Origin of the sequence: Sporocytophaga sp. (genome assembly GCF_017745095.1) — a bacterium.
Classification (GTDB): Bacteria; Bacteroidota; Bacteroidia; order Cytophagales; family Cytophagaceae; genus Sporocytophaga.
Window position 1 is genome coordinate 38,550 of sequence record NZ_JAGHZZ010000010.1, and the last position, 19,843, is coordinate 58,392.

Sequence of the window (19,843 nt, forward strand, 5' to 3'; positions counted from 1 at the left end):
TAAATTTGTTATTATGATATGACGGTAGCTAGAATTATATTTTCACAATAACGACTCTACCTCTTTTGCAAACACCATGTGGTCATACAGCGTAGGTTCTGTACATTAGTTGTTTTAATAGGCTCAAAAAGAACTCCATTTAGTTTGGAGGTATATTCCAATAGCGCTTCTTCATCAATAAGATATCTTACAGAACCGTCAGGCAGCAGCCATGTTCCATTTCCTATATCTTTAATCAGATGTTCTATACCAATGGAAGACGCAAGTCTTGTAAACAAGTAACCTCCAGGTTTTAGTACATTCCATATAGAGTTTAGCATTTGTTCAAAATGAATTTGATCTTTAGCAAAATGGAGCACTGCGCTGCAGATGACAAGATCAAAGTAGTCCTTTGAATAAGGGAGAGCTTCTGCAACACCAGTAATAAAATGATCAGAGGATATGTGGGGGTTCAAGGAAGTCGATAATTTACGTACTTTGCTGATAGCTTCCGGATCCGGATCTATGCCATAAACATCAAATCCATTTTTCAAAAAATATACAAGGTTTCTGCCACCTCCGCATCCCACATCAAGAATGGTTTTGCAGTGATCAAAACGTCCTTTGAGCAACTGATCAAACAGATAGATGTCTATGTCTCCGAAATATTCTTTTAACGCATTCATAAGGTTGATTCAATGTATTAACCCAAAATGAAGCATTCGCCATTGAAAAATCTTGTTAATCACTATAATCAACCGCTTGAAAATATTTTCAAATTGTTAGATTAACATCGATATTTGCTAAATGCTTAATCCCGGTTAAAGATACCAGAATCAACCTTATTTAGGGAGCAATTAAAATAAAATGTTATCAGTCAATTCCGGAAAATAAATAAAGCCATACTACTCTTGAAAATCTAAAGTTGAATGGCGATAATAAAATTATAGCAAGAATAATCGCAACCAGATTAATCATATCAAACATGCCGGTGCCAAATATTCTGCAGATAAAGTAAGTAATAAAGGCTTCAGCAGTTCCCAATGCATAGCTTACATACATAGAGCCCCAGAAGTATCCCGGTTCTCTCATAAACCTTGCTTTGCAATGAGGACAATCATTGTTCATCTCTCCAGACCTATAACTGAAAAGGTTAGGGTTTTTAAAGATCAGTCCTTCATGACAGTAAGGACAACGGTCTTTTAATATATGAATAAGTGCCATAGTAGTAAGTGTTCTGAATCTCTAATGCAAATTTATGGACATAAGTTCTTAAAGTTGAGGCAAAAAGTATCTATTAATAGGATTATCCGGACATTTTAATTATTATTCGGGATGAAAAAAATACCTGTTTATGGCATTAGGGAGTTCTCAAAGAGTGGTTATGAAAATTACTTTTATTCTAATGATTTGCCTAACCACCTGAAAAGCCATCAGTTCATCAATAATCCTCATATTCACAGTACTTATATCACCATTCTGTTTACAAAAGGGAAGGGTGAACATCAGATTGACTTTTCCAGCTATCCTGTGAAACCAGGTAGTGTGTTTTTACTAAACCCAGGCCAAGTCCACTGCTGGAAGCTTTCTGAACAAGCAGATGGCTTTGTCTTCTTTCATACAAGAGAGTTTTATGACAGTATTTTTACGAATAGAAAAATTACAGATTTCCCTTTTTTCTATCTGCAACAAAACCATCCGGTTATATATCTGGATAAAAATGAAATAGCTTCAGTAAGATCTAGGTTTGAAGAAATTAATCAGGAGTTCAATTCCTTTAATTCATTCAAAACGGAGAAGCTTGGTTCTCTGATTGACTTGTTGTATATAGAACTTTCAAGGGTATATAATAAAGATGCTCACGATGAAAATACAGAAACCTCGACCAATTACTTCAAGATAAAAAATCTTCAGAAATTGATTGATGAACATTTCAGAGGGCTTAAGCTGCCACAACAATATGCAGATTTGATGAATATGAGTACCAGGCATCTTAACAGACTGAGCAGGGAAGTGTTAAATAAGACAACAGGTGATCTCATTGCTGAAAGGATAATTCTGGAAGCGAAGCGTTTGTTGATTCATAATGATATACCTGTCGCCAATGTGGCCGATCAGTTAGGGTATGAAGATGTATCCTATTTTATCAGAGTATTTAAAAAACATACAGGACTTTCGCCGAGAGAGTTTCAAAAGAATACAGTGAAGCCATTTTCTGGGTAGGCATAGTTTTTTTTAAAAATATTTTTATCAGGAATAGGGGGAGTTTCAATATTGATTGTCTTGTTATCAGAATGAGCGGAAAGAGGTATCATTTCTGTGAATTCTATATATACCAACAAACTATATTGAAACAAAATGAAACTGATGAAACTAATCTTTCGCCTATTTGTAATTTTATTATTTATACACTTCAGTGCATCATGCGGCAGATGCAAGAAGGGCTCTGGAGATATCGCTAGCATTGAAAGAAGTTTGCCACAATTTAATGGTGTTGAAATCAACGGAAGCTTTGATGTACATATAAAAAAGGATTCTGTTCAAAAGGTTGTTATAACTGCAGACGACAACATCCTTCCAATAATTGAAACAGAAGTTGAAAATGGTATACTTGAAATAGAAATTGATGAGGATGAGTGTTTGAGAAAATCAAGTAAGGTAGATCTTTACATATCTATGCTTTCATTGAGGAGAGTGAGGCTTAATGGTTCTGGCAATGTCAATGGGGATGGGCAATTCACAGGTGATGAAATGGATGTTTCCATTAATGGCTCAGGAAATATTTCTCTGAATTTCAATGGGGGGAATTTGAGAAGCAAAATTGATGGTTCTGGAAATATCACATTGTCAGGAATTTCATATAATTCAACTCATGAGATCAATGGTTCGGGAAGAATTAATGCAAAAAATATGGAAAGTCAGAAGGTAGATACAAAAATTAACGGGTCAGGAAATATTTCAGTGAAAGTAATGCAGACCCTAAAAGCCAATATCTCTGGCAGCGGATCGGTGGGTTATTCCGGAAATCCTGTAAGTGAAGTTTCCATATCAGGTTCCGGCAAAGTCTTTAAGGAATAGGTAATTATAATTTTATCCCGAATGATATCAGAAAATGGTTGGTTTTTTATTGACAAGCTGTATATTCGTGGCAACAAATTTTGTCCACCAAATAATCTACAACACATTCATGAAAAAACTTTCATTATCAGCATTATTCTTCTTTGCTGTTTCAGCCATGACGATTTGTTATGCACAAATTAACTCACCGAAACCTAGCCCTCTTTCAACTGTAACTCAAAAAGTTGGATTGGCAGATGTTTCAGTAACCTATTCAAGACCAAGTGCTAAAGGACGTAAAGTATTCGGCGATGTCGTAGCATTTGATAAAATCTGGAGAACCGGTGCTAACGAACCTACAAAAGTTAGTTTCTCAGATACTGTATCTGTAGAGGGAATCAAGCTTGTTCCAGGTGAATATGCACTTTATACAATCCCTGGAGCTTCTGAATGGACTGTATTATTCGGTAAGAATACAAAAGTTCAGGCAGGTGATTTTAAAGAAGCTGACGCAGCTGCAAAATTTAAAGTGAAATCTGAAAAAGCATGTGCTCATGTTGAGTCTTTCACAATTCAATTTACTGATTTAACTATGACTTCAGCGAACATTCAAATAAGCTGGGAAACTACAAGCGTCAAATTTAAAGTTGAAAATGATGTTGATGCTAAAGTAATGACCGATATCAAAATGAAGACTGACAATGTATTTACTTACTTTCAGGCTGCTGGTTATTACTATGATACCAACAGAGATATGAAGCAAGCTCTGGAGTGGGTTAACAAAGCAGTAGAAAAGAATCCTGCATTCTATATCCTTCATTTGAAAGCAAAAATACAAGTAAAACTTAATGACTGCAAAGGTGCTGTAGAAACTGCAACGAAATCACTTGAAGCTGCTAAGGCTGCTAAAAATGATGACTATGTGAAGTTGAATGAGAAGCTTATCTCAGAGTGCAAAGGCAAAAAATAATATTCGTAATAGTGTTTAATTAATTTTGAGAGTCGGTGTTAATACATCGACTCTCTTTTTTTAGTTTTAAATTTCTGTTTGTTCCTTTTCAGATAAGATTAACTGCAATATATACCCCGCAGCAATCACGATGACTGGCCCGATAAGATTGTACCATAAAAAAGCAATGTCTGAATAGAAATACAAGAAGAATATTGTGACCTGTGCCATTATAGCTGCAATAAATACGGCATTAGATTTTATATACTTAAAGTAAAATGCACATAAGAAGATGCCAAGAATAGTCCCATAGAATAAACTACCTAGAATATTAACTGCCTGTATCAGATTGTCTTGCTTAGATGCGAACAATGCAAACAAAATAGTAAGTAATCCCCATACTATTGTAAGTGCTCTTGAAGCTTTCAGATAATGCCGTTCAGAAGCGTGCGGGTTTAAAGAACGTTTATAAATATCCACACATGTAGTAGATGCTAGAGCATTCAATGCTGAAGCAGTTGAAGACATGGCAGCACATAGAATAACAGCAATTAGAAGGCCCACTAATCCTTGAGGCATCTGGGTCATAATAAAAGTGATAAAAACGAAATCTACATCTTTTACTTCAGAATCAGGAGATGCCTGAAGAATCACTTTTTTTACATCATTACGAATAGTCTGTTCTTCTTTTTTAATTTCAAGTAATTTGCCCTGACTGTTATCAATTGCTTGCTGGTCTTTAGCTTTAAGCGCTGTAACAAGTGTATTTACCTCATCTTTTTTTCTGATAAAATTCTTATCATATTTTTCTTCTAGTGTTTTTAGTTCACCTGCATAAACGGAATTTTTAGCGATTGCAAGTCCCGTTTTGTTGAAAAAAACAGGAGCCTGATGAAATTGGTAAAATACAAATACAAGTAAGCCTATAAATAGAATAATGAATTGCATTGGTATTTTCAACAGTCCATTAAATAACAGTCCCATGCGGCTTTCAGTGATTGATTTCCCTGAAAGATAACGCCCAACCTGGGATTGATCAGTTCCAAAATAGGAGAGGGCAAGAAACATTCCGCCAGTAATACCAGACCAGAAATTGTATCTGTCATTAGGCTGAAAGTTAAAGTCTACTAAATTCATCTTTCCCAGTTTTCCTGCAACCTGCACAGACTCGAATAAAGAGATATCTGCTGGAAGCTTGTAAATAATAACAATACCAGCAAGTATAATTCCTCCCATCATTACAGCCATTTGTTGCTGTTGGGTTACACTAACTGCCTTAGTACCTCCTGTAACTGTGTATAAAATTACAAGGCTTCCAATGATGATATTTGTGACGTTTAAGTTCCATCCCAGAATGGTAGATAAAATGATAGAGGGTGCGTAGATGGTGATTCCAGTACTTACACCTCTTTGAATAAGAAATAAAAGTGCTGCAAGCGTTCTTGTTTTAAAGTCAAATCTTCCTTCCAGGTATTCGTAAGCGGTGTATACATTCATCTTTGCATACAAAGGAACTGCTGTAATGGCAATGATAACCATTGCAATCGGTAGTCCGTAGTAAAACTGAATAAACCGCATTCCATCGTCATAGGCTTGTCCCGGTGTTGAAAGAAACGTTATGGCGCTAGCCTGGGTGGCCATAATAGAAAGGCAGATAGTATACCAGGGCATAGTCTTTGCAAGAAGAAAGTCTTCTATATTCTTACTTCCCCTTGTTTTCCAAATGCCATAACCGATAATAAACGTGAGCGTTCCGCAAAGTACGATCCAGTCTGTAATACTCATTTAAAGTAAATTGTTAATATGTAGAACAGCAGGATAGTAAAAGCAAGATTGAGCAATACAAACCAGTACATTGCTTTCCAGCTTTTAAAGAAAGGAGGCTGATCATCATTTGCCATTTTTTTTCTTTTTTCCTTCGTTGCCCGAAGACAATAGATTTACAAATATTCTGTAAGCTCCCGGAACTCCTGCAGGAAGCTGTCTGAACCATGAATAACTGGTGTATATATAGGTTCCCTTACCAAATTTGGTATAAAGAAGTCCTCCGTCTTTAGGTGTTTCGCCAATGTCGTGGCAGGACAGTAGGGCTTGATATTCTTTACTCCATTCATTGGGGAAATAAAGTCCTCTTTCCTGTACCCAGTTTTCAAAATCTTTATCAGTGATTTTATTAGGAGTATTAAGTACTGGATGTTCAGGTATTAAAAACTTCACAGGAGCGTCTTCCATAGTAACCCTGTCATTAGAGAGTTTGAAAGGATAAGGTCCTATTGAGTCAGTTACCATTCTTCCATCTCCGAATCTTGATGGCATAGTGTTGTATTGCACCACAAGTGTTCCTCCGTTTTTTACATAGTTTAGCAACAGAGGATTAATGTATCTTAATTTTTCTCTTGTATTGTAGGCTCTGATACCTATTACTATGGCATCAAAAGAAGATAATAGAGTTTGAGTAATTGCATCTTCCTTCAGAACGGTAACTTTGTATCCTATCTGGCTTAATGCTCCAGGAATGTCATCGCCAGCGCCTTGCAGGTAGCCAATATTTTTCCCTGAAATTTTGAGATCAAGCTTCACAATCTTTGCATTAGATTCAGGTAACAGTAATTGTGGCTTGATATGATCATATTTGATGTTGATATTACCATTCTGAAGGGTATCATTTCCTGAAACTGCAAACACTTTTAACGTTCCGATCATAGCTTCTCCGGAAGGAAATACTTTAAATTTATACCCATCTTCATTCCCTTTACCCTTGATGGAAAAGTCTTGTACGGAAGGTTCTGCTTTCCAGCCCTTAGGTATTTCTATCATTAGTTTTCCGGAGATATGATCAATCCCGGATTTTAATCTGACTTCCAGTTCTTTTGGAGTATTATCCCCGAAGACAAGCAGACGTTCGGAAAGGTTTACAAATAATGGAGGAATTATCTCCAGTGGTCTGTATTGCTCGCCTTTAGCCGGATCAGCTTTTTTATAAACCACAGGTGTAGAATAACGAATACTTTGTCCATTAATCACAAAGTCAAACGTTGTTTCAATAGCAGGATCATTTTCAGGTTTGCCAATAAGCTGTTGGTCGTTTACATCAAACATTCCCTTACTACCTCTGTGTACCAGCCAGTAAGGCTGTGAATAGGGCATATTTGAAGGAACTTTTATCTGAGTGGAAAATGTCAAAGGAACATTATCCTTTAATGAACTTGTGAAACTACTGTCTTTATTGACCGAAAAAGAAATCTTCTTTATTTCGACAGGAATTGAAGAACGATTAATCAGTTCTACATTTGCTTTTATCTCTTGTCCAGGAACAGCGCTGTAATCTGAAGCGATTACTTCCGTCCATAGTCCAAGACAGGTTTTGATCACATCTTCTATTTCCTGTAGTTTTATGTCTTTCCAATAACTGTCTGGTAGGGCTTTGATAAGCGTTCTGACTTCAAGCAAAGGAGTTACAGAAGCAGAAGGATTGGTTGTGTTAAAGCCAGAATAGATCTTATTCAGCAATTCGCCGATCTTCGCACCACCCTGAATCCTATTCCATGAAACATCAATGTCTTCAAATATATCCGCATTCGGTTTAGGTCCTTTGGTATGTTGAAGATATTCTATAGCAGTACCTCTGGTTCCACTGGTTCCGAATCCCTGGCTTTTATGCATGCTTCTGCTTGCGGCGGCAATTTCAGTATATGATTGTCCTAATGTAGGATTAAAAGTACCTACATCTATCTTTAATAATCCTTCAGTTTTAAAGTCTTTTTCACTTCCATAAAACCACCAGTTGGTATTCCATAATAAACGCTTAGGTTGCCATACCTGAACATACTTCAACTGCTCAGGAAATTTTGTTGGATCTCCTGCAGCTTCAAAGGCTTCCGCAGCAAGGATTGCAGAAGCAGTATGGTGTCCATGAGTTTTGCCTGGTTCTGTATTGAAACGGGTTATCAGTACATCCGGTCTGAATTTTCTGATTACCCATACCATATCAGCAAAGACTTTTTCACGGTCCCAGATCATAAATGTTTCATCAGGGTTTTTGGAAAAACCAAAATCTTTGGCACGAGAAAAAAATTGTTTTCCTCCATCTGTCCTTCTAGCTTCCTGAAGTTCTTGAGTTCTTATCACTCCTAGCTGTTCATTCAGTTCGGAGCCTATAAGATTCTGACCTCCATCGCCTCGGGTAAGGGAAAGATATCCAGTATTATATAGCTTGTCTTTGGTAAAGTAAGTGATAAGTCTTGTGTTCTCATCATCTGGGTGTGCTGCAATATATAGCACACTACCCAATACGTTCAACTTCTTAATGGCCTGTTGAATTTCGGCAGCATTGTACCTTTCATTAGGTTGGGCAATGCTTGAAAATGAATTAACTATGAATAATAAAAATAAAAAGAAAATGCCGGGTTTCTGATTCATCATATTATAGCCTGATCCGATTTTATGATTATATTTTAGTTTATAATGCCGGATCGAAGGGCCAAATTAATGTTGGATGGGTAAATAACAAAATAAAGTTTTCAACCCCGGCATTAATTTAACAAATTATTTAATTGTGGATTTCTAGTGATAGCTATTGAACTTCAGTTGTTTAAGTCCTGATGGTGTCTGTAAGCTGATAATATAAAGGCCTGAAGGTATATCACTGCTGACGGCACAGGAGTTCTCACAGTTCCCGCTTAAGATGTTATTTCCCATAACGTCATGTATTTGATAGTAGAAAAAGCCTGCTGTTTCAATTATTTGCCTGTTTACATTGGTATCAAAATAAAACCTGATATCATTTTGTGTATTCTGATTTATCGAAGTGACACAATCATTAAAAGTTTTTTCACCTGGAATAATTTCTCTAATGCTGACCATCTTGTATTCAGCCTGGTCACCATCTGTTCGTAAAAGGAAGGTACCATGTCCTTCCAGTATTATCGTTTTTGGATCGCTATACGTGCATCCTGTTATCATTGAAGGAGCTGCAGGCCAGTTACCCTCATCAGTTACTTCTCCTACTTTCTCCCAAAAACCTCCATTGACAAGATTTCCATTTGATAATGTGTCTATATACAATTCTAGTGTTACTTTCGAATTATCTTCGATATTATAAATAATGTATTTCATTCCTATCCATTTGTTTTCAGGCATTGGCAGGCCATCCCAGATAGGATCTTGTTTGTGGAAGCCTGATCCTGACCAATAATCACTTGTGGGATGTTTTAGTTCTTTCTCAAAGTCCCATTTGCCATCATGTCTGAAGCGGGCATAGTAGGTTGTAGCATCGCAGTCATTTCCTCCTTGAGAAGCATGTCCCAGGGGACCGCTTCTTGCACCAACCACCATACCTCCATAAGCAGGGCCTGTATTACCTATCCTTCTGTAATAAGCGGTAAATTCAGTATTTAAAAATTGCTGTGCTGGTACTTTCTTATTTATTAAGGAATTGATATGAAATCGAGGGCTTCCTCCGGACATGTTCATAATTCCGTTTCCGTCTATTTTAAATCCGTTGGTACTTCCACTATGATCTTCAGTCCATCCAGTTGGATCGTAAGCATCGGCAGCGTATCTAATCGTTCTAGGAATTCCGTTATTCCAATGAACAGAGTTCCATTCAACTGTTCCGGGTTTGGTCGGATATATTTGTATGATTCCGAATGCATCAGTGGTGCATTGGGCAATTGCATTGTAGCATTGTACAGTAAGTGCTAGTAGTAAAATGGATACAGCTTTTTTCATATATTAATAGCTAATATATATTTTTTTTTCAATGAATCTGTGGATTAAAGGGAGTATACGGAAGAATATTGCGGTAAACCATAAAAAACAGTCCCAACAAAAATGTTTTGTAAATTAATAAAATGACTGAGTGTTGTCTGTATAAATAGTTAGCTATTTGTTTGTGCAAATGACCTTCTTTATTATATTAGCCTTTTCCAGGCTCTAAGTTTTTTGTGACATCGAATTAACGTTCATAATTTTTCATACAATGTTTATCGTCTTTCGAAATGGATTTCCATTGAGAAGAGCTTCTGAATGTTTATCCTTACTTAAGTATAATTCGTTAGGTGAAAATGGCAATCGTTTAATTCATAAGTTCCATTTGCATTAGTTACTGATGATTCGTCAGAAAAAAAATTAAAATTGCTGCGGCTAGTGCTGATTTATTGAGCTTTCTGTTGCCTGAAAACATGTATGTATTCAGGTATACTTTTTAAAAGAATAATGATGAAGCAAAAGATAAAATATATCCTGTTTGACCAGCCAGATAGTACCCAAAAGTGCTCCCTGTAGGAGATTTAAAAACCTTTATTAGTTGTGCATTAACTCGAAAGTTTCTTGTATTAGCTGGATAGAAGTTTGTACCCGCAAGAAACTCATGGCTATTCCTGAATTGTCCGAAAATTTGCGAAGTAGCAGTATAGGCTTCGAGTTTTTTAGGAAGTACCATATATCCGGCCTGTATGTAGAATCCATTGTCGAATATAGAACTTACAGGTAAAGGGCCATCAGCATTAAATTTGCTCAGTGTGCGGAAGAAATATTCAGTCTGCAGAAATAAACCTTTATATTTTATTCCTGCATCAGCAGAGAATAATTTATAATTAGCATCCATTACAGTTACATCTTTTGCAAGGGATCCTGTTTGAAATAAAAGTAGTCCATCAGAATTTCTGATTTGCGTGTTATCCGGTGATTTTTCATTTAAATCATTGTATCTGTTTTCTCTGCTGAACGTGAAGCAACCTCCAATGCGGGTTGCAAGTTTTTGATGATCTTCATAGTCTCCATATGCTCCACGTGGGCCAAATTCACCCGTTGTAGGCATCCACCAGATACTGGCAGAAGGGGTAAGTTTTCTAGTTATTTGAACTGCATTGATACCCAATTGACTAAGGTTATTTCCAAGCATGACTTTATAGAAAATCTTTGGAAGTATTTCACCATTCACCCATACACCACTAGTGAATCCTGGTCTGAAAAATTCATCTGCCATTACTCGGTCTCCGCCAAGCCAGTATGGATGTGAACCCAGCATGGAGCGTGTGCCCGCATTCCCTGAAATACCTGAAAAAAAGTTAAGTGACTTGTTAAAAGAATACCCCAATGCTCCAACTATTGCAACCTGATTGGTAGAGTTGACAGTCCATAAAGTAACAACATAGGAAAGTTTGGGCAAGTATATAAATCCGGAAATATTTCCCAGTATACGGTGGAGTTGTATATCGTTTCGAGGATCAATTTTATGAGTTACTCCCAAGTGATCAGTAAAACTTTGTACACCAGGTAATTGGTTTATGTATCGGGCCAATATATAAAGACTTATATTTATTGTACCATACTTTGTTTTAGCAACCTGAAAACCTTTACCAGGGTCTATAAAGCCCCAGGTTTCCGGCACACGTTGATCTTCATAATTCAGCGTATCTTCATTGCTCTCTTGTCCAATGGCGTTTATAGTAAAAGCAAATGAGAATATGTATATAAGAATGAAAATTCTCATTAATTTCTAAAATTTTCGGATTGAAGGATTGTATGTAAGAACCTATGTTATTATAAAATGTTATTGATCGAATCTATAGTATTATGACTTATAAAAGTTTTGATAGGGGTATAATTCTAATTGGAGCTGATATTTAGGAGAATGCACGTTTTTGATCAATTGAGTTTTTATTAAAGTTTATCTTTTAATTTCTAAGGAGATCCAAAATTTTGTAACTAATACCCATAAAAGTGTAAAAACAAAATAGGGAAAAACTGCATATTTGCATAAATGAAAAGAATTGCCACCATATCTATTTTAATGTTGTACATGGTCTTCAGCACCGGACTTTCCGTGTATACTCATTATTGTGCTGGTAAATTAGCTTCGATATCATTTTTTACTCCTAAAAACAAAGGGTGTGGTAAGTGCGGTATTAAAATAACAAAAGATTGTTGTAAGGATAATCAATACAACTTTTCTTTGGATGACTCACAAATACGTAGCAAAAGCAATTTTGTATTTTCTGATTACTCCAATATCATTGCCATATTACCTTCATACAAATATGAAGTACAGCCACAATTTTCGCTTGAAAATTCAAATTCAGTAAAATTATACTCCTATAAAAATGGGCCACCTAAGACGCCTATTTATATACAGATTCGCTCACTTATAATTTAATATTTTTTCATTTCCCTCTTTGGTAATATTCCTGTTGTGTATAGGAATAGGCTCTGTGCTATCTTCCAATTTAGCATTCCAAATTTTATCAATTTTAATTTAAATGCTTTCATTTGTAGCATTTGAAGATGTCTTGTTATTTGTGTATTGACGTTGTCGAATTAAATGACACTCATCAATCATACAAGAGCAAATCCATTTATACACCCTTTCGAAGAATTTTCGAGAGGAAAAAAAATATTTATCACTATAAACTCAACATATATGAAATCTCAAATTAAAATCTTCGGGTTTGTTTATACCATTTTAATAACGTTGTTCACTGCCAACACATTTGCTAATTCATTACATAATGAAACAGCAACATTCAAAGTATATGGTAATTGTGAAATGTGTAAAAAAAGAATTGAATCTTCATTAAAAGGAAACTCAGCAATTATAAGTGCTGCTTGGGATGTGAAATCTAAAGTGATTAAAGTGGTATACGATCCTCACTCAATTAGTATAGATAAAATTCATCAATTGATAGCTGAAGCTGGGCATGATACAGAAAAAGTAAGAGCCAGTGACGGAACTTACAAGAAACTACCCGGATGCTGCCAGTATGATAGAAAAAAAATATCTGAATAAAATGTAAAGCATAAAGCCTGTCACAGATGTGACAGGCCTAAAAATTATGGTAGAAAAAATAATAGAAATATCGCTCAAAAACAGATGGACTGTTCTATTCATTGCAGCCGGATTATTTGCTTGGGGAATATACTCAGTGCAAAAGAATCCAATAGATGCCATACCGGATTTATCCGAGAACCAGGTAATTGTTTTTACAGAGTGGATGGGACGAAGTCCTCAGGTAATCGAAGACCAAGTCACTTATCCTCTTGTGTCCAACCTTCAGGGAATACCTAAAGTGAAAAATATTCGTGGTTCCTCTATGTTTGGGATGAGTTTCGTGTATGTGATATTCGAAGACAATACAGATATCTATTGGGCCAGAACAAGAGTATTGGAACGTTTGAACTATGCACAAAAGCTGTTACCTAATGACGTGTCGCCATCCTTAGGCCCGGATGGAACAGGAGTGGGACATATTTTCTGGTACCACCTGGATGCTCCACTTATGGATTTAGGAGAGCAAAGGGCTTTGCAGGATTGGTATATAAAATTTGCCTTGCAAAATGTGCAAGGTGTTGCAGAGGTAGCCTCATTTGGTGGATTTCAAAAACAATATCAAATCGTAATTGATCCTCATAAACTTACTTATTATAACCTTCAACTGATGGATGTGCTAAAAACTGTAAAAGCCAATAATAATGATGTGGGAGGCCGAAAATTCGAAATGACTGATATGGCCTATATCATAAGAGGCTTGGGGTATATTAAGAACATAAAGGACATAGAGAACATGCCTGTTAGTATGAGGAATTCTATTCCTGTTAGAATTAAAGATATAGGCAATGTACAAATGGGAGGAGATCTTCGCCTCGGCATATTTGATATGGATGGGACCGGAGAGGTCGTAGGCGGTATAGTAGTAATGAGATATGGTGAAAATGCAGACCAGGTAATTAAGAATGTAAAGGCGAAAATAAAGGAAGTTGAAAAGGGATTGCCTGCTGGTGTTAAATTTAAGGTTTCATATGATAGAAGTACACTTATTGAAGAAGCAGTTGATTCTGTAAAAGGGACGCTTTACGAGGAAATGATCACTGTGTCTATCATCGTAATCTTATTTCTGTTCAACTGGAGAAGTGCATTAATTATCATTATACAATTACCAATATCTGTAGCTGTAGGGTTTATTTTGCTTGAAGCATTTGGGATATCATCCAATATTATGTCACTAACTGGTATCGCATTGGCGATAGGAGTTGTAGTAGATGATGGAATTGTTATGGTTGAAAATGCTTACAGACATATTTCTGTGGAACATGAAAAAAGGGGTTAGCTACAAATGATTGAAAACATTTAAATGTATTCATATCATGAATTAATCATTGAAAAAAAATGAAAAATATATTTCAAAAGTTGTTTAACCGAAATACGGATCCACTTACTCCAGATGAACGGATGGAGATCATCACTGCTTCATCAAAGCAAGTTGGACCTGGGGTGTTCTTTTCTACCATAGTGGTGATCACTTCCTTTTTACCTGTTTTTCTTCTCACTGGTATGGAAGGGAAATTGTTTCATCCACTGGCCTGGACAAAGACATTTATTCTTTTGGTAGATGCATTTCTTGCCATCTCTTTAACCCCAGTGCTAATATCATTTTTTCTTAAAGGTCGATTAAAACCTGAAAGTCAAAATCCAATTACTCATACGCTTGAAAAAATATATACACCTATTTTAACCTGGTGTTTGCATTGGAGAAAAACGATTATTGCCGTTAATGTAATTTTGTTGCTTTCAGGGGGAATTATGCTTTCCCGTTTGGGTTCTGAATTTATGCCACCTTTAGATGAAGGTTCTTTATTATTCATGCCAGTAACCTTGCCCGATGTATCTAATTCAGAAGCAAAACGCTTATTGCAAATTCAGGATAAGTTAATTAAAACAGTACCGGAGGTGATGCATGTGCTAGGAAAGGCTGGCAGAGCTTCTACGGCGACCGACAATTCTCCTATAAGTATGATAGAAACCATCATACTGCTAAAACCAAAATCTGAGTGGAGAGAGGGAATTACGAAGACTGATATTCTCAATGAGTTAAATGCTAAATTACAAATTCCTGGTGTTACCAATGGCTGGACACAGCCAATTATAAACAGGATCAATATGCTTTCTACAGGAATCAGAACAGATGTTGGTATTAAGGTTTATGGACAAAATATTGATTCCATCTATTCTTTATCGAATAAGATAAAAGAGTCATTAAAGAATGTAGATGGGGTAAAGGATTTGTATGTAGAACCCATTGTTGGAGGAAGGTATATCGATATAGAAGTAAATAAAGAAGCTATCGGAAGGTATGGACTTACCACTGATGACGTAAATATGGTAGTTGAGAGTGCACTGGGAGGAATGAACCTTACTAATACCTTTGAAGGCAGACAAAGATTTTCAGTTAATGCCAGAGTTGCCCAGGCATATCGTGAAAGTCTGGAAGATCTAAAACGTCTTCCTGTACAAACAATGCAGTTTGGAACCATACTTCTTTCTGATGTTGCAAATATTAGAATCTCCGAAGGTCCTCCGATGATCAATTCAGAAAATGCTATGTTGCGTGGAACCGTGCTATTTAATGTACGTGAGCGTGACCTGGGAAGCACTGTTCAAGAGACACAAGAAAAACTTAATACCATGATTGCTCAAATGCCACAGGGGTATTTTATTGAGTGGAGCGGACAATGGGAAAATCAGATTCATGCCAATAGAACATTAAAGCTAATTATGCCTATAGTGATCTTCATCATCTTTATGGTTTTGTATTATACTTACAAATCAGCTAAAGAAGCAATGGCAACAATGATCACAGTTCCATTTGCACTTGTCGGCGGTGTATTTATGGTTTATTTCTATGGAATCAATCTTTCGGTAGCTGTCGCAGTCGGTTTCATAGCTTTATTTGGAATGGCAATAGAAACAGCAATGCTTATGGTTATTTATCTGAATGAGGCTATGCAGCAATTAGTTGAGGAAAAAGGAAACTCAAGAGAATTTATTACAAATGAAGATTTACGTGAATACGTGATTAGAGGTGCTGCTAAAAGGTTAAGACCTAAGCTAATGACAGTCTCAGTTTCTTTGTTCGGTCTTGTGCCAATTCTTTGGGCGAGCGGAGTAGGAAGTGATGTGATGTTACCCATTACAGTACCTCTCATCGGAGGTACTATATCATCTGTGATTTATGTATTGCTGGTAACACCAATTGTATTCGAAATGATGAAAGAACACGAATTGAATAAAAATGGTAAAATTGAATTGCTCGATGTCAAAGAATAAATATATATGCTTCCTAATATTAGCCTTGCTGAGTTTTAATGCACCAGCGCAAGTGCTTAACTTTGATTTTGTTAAAAAATCCATCTTATCAGATAATCCTGAGCTTGAAATGTACAGACAGCAAGCAAAGTCGATGGATTTAATGGCTGAAGGTGCAAAGGCATGGGAAGCTCCACAAATAGGTGCTGGTTTTTTTATGACTCCTTATAAGACTTCTTATTGGCGTCCCCAGGTTGAGACTTTTAATGGAATGAATGCAAAGATGCCTGGTATGGGTAATTTTATGATCCAAGGAAAACAAATGATTCCCAATCCTGCAAGATTAAATGCCAATCAGGAATATCTACGAAGTGTTTCTTCAATTGAAACCCAATCCGGAAATACGATTGCCAATAAGCTGCTCTATGATGCGAAAAAGTTATTCAATGAAATTCAAATCATAGATCGAAAAATAGTTATTCTAAAGGATGCAGAGCACATTCTGGAAACAATGATAACCTTTGGTGAAAGTAAGATAGCCTACAATCAGGAAATGCTTTCGAGTATTTATAAAGCTAAATCCCAAAAAGCCCAATTGCAGAACGAACGTATCATGCTGGAAAATGAACGAAAACAAAAGCTGTATTATCTCAGCTCTCTGATGAATAGAAGCAGAGAGGAGCTTTTTCAAGTGGATTCACAAATTGTGGTAAAAGACTATGAAAAGTCTGTAATTGATACAGCTTATCTAAAATCTAATCGAAGTGATTTACTAACACTGGATAAAAATATACAGGCTACTTTCTTAAAGCAAAAAGTAGAACGTTACAAATCACGTCCTGATTTCGGGGTTGAATTTGGCCATATGTTTGCTTTTGGAGATAACCCCAACCAGTTTACCCTAATGGGTATGATGAGTATTCCTTTCGCTCCATGGTCATCAAAGATGTATCGGTCCAATGCATTAGCTTACGATTACCAATTAAAAGCTTATTATAGTCAGAAACAAGCCATCATGAATGAATCAGTTGGTATGATATATGGATTAAAAAGCGAAATTTCTTCCGCCAAATATCAGATGGAATTATATAAGACTATGATTTTACCATCTTTAAATAAATCATATGATTTGGCAATGCTTGCTTACTCACAAAATACGGGAGAACTTTTTGTAGCGCTTGATGCTCAAATGAACTTTCAGATGGCAAAAATTCAATATGAAGACATAACATTAAAACTACTGCTTTTGCAGGCTGAATATGAGAAACAATATCAATTATTTTAATATAGTAATCTTTATTTTGTCAGTTTTACTTATTGCTTCATGCAATTCAAAATCTGATAAACATATAGATCACGAAATGGAACAAAATACAAAACATTCGGATCACAAGTATTATTGTCCTATGCATCCTGAAATTGTCTCGGATAAACCAGGAACTTGCCCTAAATGTGGTATGGACCTTGAACTCATGACTGAGATAAAAGATACTTTAAGTTACCTTATTGAACCTACTAATCAGGTTGTTATTTCTTCTCTTAAACCTATTGTATCTTCATCCAACAAAGGAAAGAGTCAAATAAAAGCTCAGGGTTACTTAACATATAATCCAAATCAGACTAATAGCATTTCAGCCCGTGTTTCCGGTAGAATAGAAAAGCTCTATGTGAAGTTTAATTTTGAAAGAGTTCATAAAGGACAACTTCTTATGGATGTTTACAGTCCAGAATTGCAATCTGCGCAAGATGAGTATTTGCTTATTTATAAATCAGCCTTAGATTCTGAACATAATATTATTAATGCTTTATATCAAAAGCTTATTAATCTCGGCATGACTGAGGCTTCAATTAAGCAACTTGAAAAGAACGGAATGGTAAATGCTACTGTTTCTATTTATTCACCTTATGAAGGTCATATCCACTTTTTAACTCAGGCAAGTGAAATAGCAAATCATGGATTGGAATGGCCTTCTGCATCAGGTTCAAGTACTATGAGTAATAGTCTTGAGGAATCGGAGCTTTTAGTAAAGGAAGGTAATTATATTAAAAAAGGTGATTTGCTTTTTACCATTGCAAATGAAAAAGATATATGGGCAATGTTTAAAATTTACCCGAACGACATACCTCTAATCCAAGAAGGAGAGAAGGTAGAGGTAAACATAAATAACAATATTTATGATGGCAAAATTGATTTTATTGAAAAGTCGTTTGTCGGAAGTATTGATTTTTATTCAGTAAGAGTGTACTTGAATTGTATCAATCATAATAATTTAACTATAGGAACTCTTATTGAAGGAAATATTGCTATTAAGAGTGATCAAGCTCAAAAGCTTTGGGTTCCTAATTTATCTGTTATACATCTTGGTAAGTCTCGCTCAGCTGTATTTGTAAAACAAGATATTGGATATGTAGCAAAAGAAGTTCGTACAGGAAGTACAATGGACGATTGGACTGAAATACTTTCTGGAATATCAGAAAATGACAGTATTGCACCGGTGGCATCTTATTTTGTAGATAGTGAGGCATTTATAAATATTAAACACTAATGAGAAAATATATTTCAATACTATTCATAGTAACGTATCTACTTTCCTGTGAAAGTAAAACAAAACATACTGATCATTCGGATAATGATTCTCTCTATTACACGTGTTCAATGGATCCTCAGGTAATGGAAAAGAAGCCAGGTAAGTGTCCCATATGTAAAATGGAATTAACTCCTGTTAAAATAAGCAATTCTATAGGGATAAAACTAAGTGAACAACAGGAGAAGCTGGCAAACATCAAAACTTTACGTGTTGGATATGATTATATTGACAGTAAGATTTATGCCACTGGGGTTGTTAAAGAAAATGAAAACAATATTATTTTCATCAATGCCAGAATGGATGGAAGAATTGATAAATTGAACTTCAAGACAAAGGGTGCATTTATTAGAAAAGGAGACATCATTTACAAAATCTATTCAGAAATGCTGGCTTCTACTCAAAGTGAGTTGATAAATGCTAACAAAAAGCTTCAGGGAAATCCTAATGATGTATCTATGCGAGCTATTATGGATGCAGCTATTAAGAAGTTGGAATTATGGGGTGTTTCCAAAATACAAATAGAGAAAATTAAAATACAGAAGAAACCTTCTATACCATTTCCGATTGAAAGTCCATCTACGGGATATATAAATAATGTTAATATTACGGAAGGAGCTATTGTAATGGAAGGAAACCCCTTGATTGAACTAACTAATTATAAAACCCTTTGGGTCGATGCTGAATTTTATTCTACAGAAATTATAAAAATTAGAAAAGGAAGCTTGGTTGACGTGAAGATAGAAGGCACACAAGATTCCATGATAAAAGGAAAAGTTATAGAAGTCTTGCCACAAGTTTCTTCTGGTTCTGCAGTAACCATTGTAAGAATTCTTGTCGTACCGGATTCGCTAAATGCACGGCCAGGTATGCAAGCTAATATTTATTGGCATCATTCTAACGAAAAGACACTTATGGTTCCATCTAACGCTGTATTGAGAGATAGTAAAGGAACAATTGTATGGGTTAAAAAAGGTGGTATTTATGAATCAAAAATAGTACATATTGGAGAAATTTCCGGTGACAGAGCATCTATACATCATGGATTAAATGAAGGTGATACTGTAGTAATCTCCGGATCTTACCTTTTGCAAAGTGAAAATATTTTGAAGAAGGGTGGTAGTCACATGGAAGGACATAACATGTCTACCATGTAGAATTTACTTGCAGTATATAGTCTGCAATCGAAAT

General features: G+C 35.8%; 16 protein-coding genes. 10 read left to right on the forward strand and 6 right to left on the reverse strand.

All coding sequences use genetic code 11. The features are described 5' to 3' along the window. Positions 1–56 precede the first annotated feature (56 nt). Positions 57–665: a bifunctional 2-polyprenyl-6-hydroxyphenol methylase/3-demethylubiquinol 3-O-methyltransferase UbiG gene (locus tag J7604_RS16230; RefSeq protein ID WP_293897570.1), complete on the reverse strand. Its 609-nt coding sequence runs from the start codon at positions 663–665 to the stop codon at positions 57–59. A 187-nt stretch (positions 666–852) separates the two neighbouring features. Beyond that, on the reverse strand, positions 853–1,203 hold the full coding sequence (locus tag J7604_RS16235; protein WP_028978379.1) for a hypothetical protein: 351 nt from the start codon (positions 1,201–1,203) through the stop codon (positions 853–855). A gap of 111 nt (positions 1,204–1,314) precedes the next feature. Between J7604_RS16235 and J7604_RS16240 the strand changes: the two genes are divergently transcribed. From J7604_RS16240 to J7604_RS16250, 3 genes are all read left to right on the forward strand, one after another. Beyond that, a complete protein-coding gene (locus J7604_RS16240) occupies positions 1,315–2,202 on the forward strand; it encodes a helix-turn-helix transcriptional regulator (RefSeq protein WP_293897575.1) in 888 nt (295 codons plus the stop codon). 144 nt (positions 2,203–2,346) lie between these two features. After that, entirely contained in the window at positions 2,347–3,057 is a 711-nt protein-coding gene (locus tag J7604_RS16245) for a head GIN domain-containing protein (RefSeq protein WP_293897578.1), read from the forward strand. Positions 3,058–3,166: 109 nt separating this feature from the next. Next, positions 3,167–4,006: a DUF2911 domain-containing protein gene (locus J7604_RS16250; RefSeq protein WP_293897581.1), complete on the forward strand. Its 840-nt coding sequence runs from the start codon at positions 3,167–3,169 to the stop codon at positions 4,004–4,006. Between the two features lie 66 nt (positions 4,007–4,072). Here the strand turns inward: J7604_RS16250 and J7604_RS16255 are convergent, their stop codons facing one another. From J7604_RS16255 to J7604_RS16270, 4 genes are all read right to left on the reverse strand, one after another. Next, positions 4,073–5,770: a sodium:solute symporter gene (locus J7604_RS16255; RefSeq protein WP_293897584.1), complete on the reverse strand. Its 1,698-nt coding sequence runs from the start codon at positions 5,768–5,770 to the stop codon at positions 4,073–4,075. A 105-nt stretch (positions 5,771–5,875) separates the two neighbouring features. Continuing rightward, positions 5,876–8,407 (reverse strand): PIG-L family deacetylase, encoded by a 2,532-nt coding sequence (locus J7604_RS16260; protein ID WP_293897587.1) that lies wholly within the window; start codon positions 8,405–8,407, stop codon positions 5,876–5,878. Between the two features lie 141 nt (positions 8,408–8,548). Then, complete coding sequence (locus tag J7604_RS16265) at positions 8,549–9,715, reverse strand: hypothetical protein (RefSeq protein WP_293897589.1); 1,167 nt, start codon at positions 9,713–9,715, stop codon at positions 8,549–8,551. Positions 9,716–10,190: 475 nt separating this feature from the next. Next, positions 10,191–11,480, reverse strand: coding sequence for a hypothetical protein (locus J7604_RS16270; protein ID WP_293897591.1), 1,290 nt, complete (start codon positions 11,478–11,480; stop codon positions 10,191–10,193). A 270-nt stretch (positions 11,481–11,750) separates the two neighbouring features. On the opposite strand from J7604_RS16270, the gene J7604_RS16275 reads away from it, so the two are divergent. The 7 genes from J7604_RS16275 (at position 11,751) to J7604_RS16305 (ending at position 19,809) form a co-directional block, all read left to right on the forward strand. Further along, positions 11,751–12,143: a hypothetical protein gene (locus J7604_RS16275; protein ID WP_293897594.1), complete on the forward strand. Its 393-nt coding sequence runs from the start codon at positions 11,751–11,753 to the stop codon at positions 12,141–12,143. Between the two features lie 264 nt (positions 12,144–12,407). After that, positions 12,408–12,773: a heavy-metal-associated domain-containing protein gene (locus J7604_RS16280; RefSeq protein WP_293897597.1), complete on the forward strand. Its 366-nt coding sequence runs from the start codon at positions 12,408–12,410 to the stop codon at positions 12,771–12,773. A 46-nt stretch (positions 12,774–12,819) separates the two neighbouring features. After that, positions 12,820–14,091 (forward strand): efflux RND transporter permease subunit, encoded by a 1,272-nt coding sequence (locus tag J7604_RS16285; RefSeq protein ID WP_293897600.1) that lies wholly within the window; start codon positions 12,820–12,822, stop codon positions 14,089–14,091. 59 nt (positions 14,092–14,150) lie between these two features. Further along, positions 14,151–16,088, forward strand: coding sequence for an efflux RND transporter permease subunit (locus J7604_RS16290; protein ID WP_293897602.1), 1,938 nt, complete (start codon positions 14,151–14,153; stop codon positions 16,086–16,088). Beyond that, the gene (locus J7604_RS16295; RefSeq protein WP_293897604.1) at positions 16,075–17,352 is read left to right on the forward strand and encodes a TolC family protein; all 1,278 of its coding nucleotides are present in this window, start codon (positions 16,075–16,077) and stop codon (positions 17,350–17,352) included. Before J7604_RS16290 ends, J7604_RS16295 begins: the two co-directional genes overlap by 14 nt. Before the next feature lie 76 nt (positions 17,353–17,428). Continuing rightward, positions 17,429–18,613 carry an efflux RND transporter periplasmic adaptor subunit gene (locus tag J7604_RS16300; RefSeq protein WP_293897607.1) on the forward strand — a complete coding sequence of 395 codons (1,185 nt, stop codon included), beginning with the start codon at positions 17,429–17,431 and terminating at the stop codon, positions 18,611–18,613. Beyond that, complete coding sequence (locus tag J7604_RS16305; RefSeq protein ID WP_293897610.1) at positions 18,613–19,809, forward strand: efflux RND transporter periplasmic adaptor subunit; 1,197 nt, start codon at positions 18,613–18,615, stop codon at positions 19,807–19,809. The genes J7604_RS16300 and J7604_RS16305 overlap by 1 nt, the downstream gene beginning before the upstream one ends. The last annotated feature ends 34 nt before the right edge of the window (positions 19,810–19,843 follow it).

What these genes read in the sequence shown, in the direction of transcription:
- J7604_RS16230 (WP_293897570.1), bottom strand. Translation starts at nt 665, where the DNA reads ATGAATGCGTTAAAAGAATATTTCGGAGACATAGACATCTATCTGTTT.
- J7604_RS16235 (WP_028978379.1), bottom strand. Translation starts at nt 1,203, where the DNA reads ATGGCACTTATTCATATATTAAAAGACCGTTGTCCTTACTGTCATGAA.
- J7604_RS16240 (WP_293897575.1), top strand. Translation starts at nt 1,315, where the DNA reads ATGAAAAAAATACCTGTTTATGGCATTAGGGAGTTCTCAAAGAGTGGT.
- J7604_RS16245 (WP_293897578.1), top strand. Translation starts at nt 2,347, where the DNA reads ATGAAACTAATCTTTCGCCTATTTGTAATTTTATTATTTATACACTTC.
- J7604_RS16250 (WP_293897581.1), top strand. Translation starts at nt 3,167, where the DNA reads ATGAAAAAACTTTCATTATCAGCATTATTCTTCTTTGCTGTTTCAGCC.
- J7604_RS16255 (WP_293897584.1), bottom strand. Translation starts at nt 5,770, where the DNA reads ATGAGTATTACAGACTGGATCGTACTTTGCGGAACGCTCACGTTTATT.
- J7604_RS16260 (WP_293897587.1), bottom strand. Translation starts at nt 8,407, where the DNA reads ATGATGAATCAGAAACCCGGCATTTTCTTTTTATTTTTATTATTCATA.
- J7604_RS16265 (WP_293897589.1), bottom strand. Translation starts at nt 9,715, where the DNA reads ATGAAAAAAGCTGTATCCATTTTACTACTAGCACTTACTGTACAATGC.
- J7604_RS16270 (WP_293897591.1), bottom strand. Translation starts at nt 11,480, where the DNA reads ATGAGAATTTTCATTCTTATATACATATTCTCATTTGCTTTTACTATA.
- J7604_RS16275 (WP_293897594.1), top strand. Translation starts at nt 11,751, where the DNA reads ATGAAAAGAATTGCCACCATATCTATTTTAATGTTGTACATGGTCTTC.
- J7604_RS16280 (WP_293897597.1), top strand. Translation starts at nt 12,408, where the DNA reads ATGAAATCTCAAATTAAAATCTTCGGGTTTGTTTATACCATTTTAATA.
- J7604_RS16285 (WP_293897600.1), top strand. Translation starts at nt 12,820, where the DNA reads ATGGTAGAAAAAATAATAGAAATATCGCTCAAAAACAGATGGACTGTT.
- J7604_RS16290 (WP_293897602.1), top strand. Translation starts at nt 14,151, where the DNA reads ATGAAAAATATATTTCAAAAGTTGTTTAACCGAAATACGGATCCACTT.
- J7604_RS16295 (WP_293897604.1), top strand. Translation starts at nt 16,075, where the DNA reads ATGTCAAAGAATAAATATATATGCTTCCTAATATTAGCCTTGCTGAGT.
- J7604_RS16300 (WP_293897607.1), top strand. Translation starts at nt 17,429, where the DNA reads ATGGAACAAAATACAAAACATTCGGATCACAAGTATTATTGTCCTATG.
- J7604_RS16305 (WP_293897610.1), top strand. Translation starts at nt 18,613, where the DNA reads ATGAGAAAATATATTTCAATACTATTCATAGTAACGTATCTACTTTCC.